This is a genomic window from Frigidibacter sp. MR17.14 (assembly GCF_037095735.1).
Taxonomy (GTDB): domain Bacteria; phylum Pseudomonadota; class Alphaproteobacteria; order Rhodobacterales; family Rhodobacteraceae; genus Frigidibacter.
Genome location: NZ_JBAWKD010000041.1, coordinates 1 through 1,533, shown reverse-complemented (window position 1 = coordinate 1,533; position 1,533 = coordinate 1). Strand labels below are relative to the sequence as shown.

The window sequence follows — 1,533 nt, the reverse complement described above, 5'->3', positions numbered from 1 at the left end:
TGGATGTCGACATCCAGCCCAGCCACGATACCTGGCTCGGGAAAAACGCGGTGAACTCGGTGGGGGAGGGGCCTTCGGCTCGTTGCCGGTGACCGGCAGGGCGGCGAATGCAACCGGCGATACCCAGGCCCGTCGGTGATCAGTCCGCCCCGACGGGAGCGGATGCCGCTCTATCCTTCGGGATAACCAATGCAGCGCGTCAGCTTCGGTCGTCAGGCGCCCCGTTATTCTGCTGAGCGAAGCACCGCACACGAAACAACAAGCCCCGCGGTCTCCCGCGGGGCTTTGTCTATTTGATGGGGCTGTCGGCGCTCAGGCGAGCTGGATGTCGAGTGCGAGGCCGCCGCTGCCGTCGGGTGTGAGCACGACCTGGCGGATGATCCCCTTGAGGAGTTGATTGGCTTCGATCCGGGTTCCGTCTGCTCCCGCAGAGAGCAACTCGCCCAAGCGGCCGAGCTGTTTGCGGTAGGCCGCGACGAGTTCGGCAGGGGAGGGGAGTGACACTGCTTGGTCTTGTTGAGGCAGGGCTTCCAGCGTGGCGATCATCCGATCCCGCTCGACTTCCCTCTCCTTCAACCGCTCGACCAGCGCGGTGGAGCCGCCGTCTTCGAGCAGGCCGACCAGACGCGCGATCGCGGTCTCGGTGTCCTTCAGCTTGCGCTCCAGTGACGCACGCTCACCGCCGGCCTGCACGGCGTAGTCGCTGAAGGTTCGCTGAGCTTCCTGCGCGAAGGCCGTCGCAAGCTCGGGGTCATCGAGAGGGGCGCGAAGAACGGAGAGGACTTCGGCTTCAAGCTCGGGCCGTCCGATCTTGCGGTTGTTCTCGCACATCGTGGCGCCTCGGCTCTTGCGGTTGAAGCAGCCGTAGCGCCGATCGACCATCGAGAATGGCCCGACGCAGCAGCCGCAGGTCAGCAGTCCCGCCAGCAGGTACTTCGGCCGATGCGTGTCGTTCAGCTGCGCGCCGTCGCGGGCGTATCGCTTGCGCGTCTCTTCGAGCCGGGTGTGCACGCGGTTCCAGAGTGCATCCGGGATGATCTGCAGCTCCGGCACATCGCACTCGATGAGGTGTTCGCGGTCCGCCGGTCGTGAGACCCGCTTGCCATTCTCGTCGCGGTACCACTGGTTCTGGCCATAGCGAACGATCCCGACATAGGCGACGTTCCTCAGGATGCCGCTATCCTTCTTGGCATCGCCGCGGATGGTGCTGTCGCACCAGGTGCGGCCCGAAGGGGAGGGGATGCCCTCGGCATTCAGCGCGGCGGCGATCTTGTAGGGTGACTGGCCGGCGGCGTAGTCGCGGAAGATCCGCTGCACGATGGCCGCGGCCTCCTCAGCGATCTCGCGATTGCACTCGGTTTTGGATCGGTGCACGACTCGGTAGCCATAGCCGAGGCCTGCGGCGACCCGGCCGCGACTGGTGGTGCCAACAGGCGTTGATGATGTAACCGCCCCCCGACGGCATCGACGTGCCAAGGTGGGATCGCAACAATCCATTTGGGGAGGCGGTCATGTCGGAGATTACCACTGTGG

Annotated in this window: 1 protein-coding gene; it reads right to left on the bottom strand. The window is 65.4% G+C overall.

Annotated features, from left to right (window positions below; translation table 11 throughout):
* Positions 1-312 precede the first annotated feature (312 nt).
* On the bottom strand, positions 313-1,374 hold the full coding sequence (locus V8J36_RS22810) for a recombinase family protein (protein WP_336469609.1): 1,062 nt from the start codon (positions 1,372-1,374) through the stop codon (positions 313-315).
* Positions 1,375-1,533: the final 159 nt, after the last annotated feature.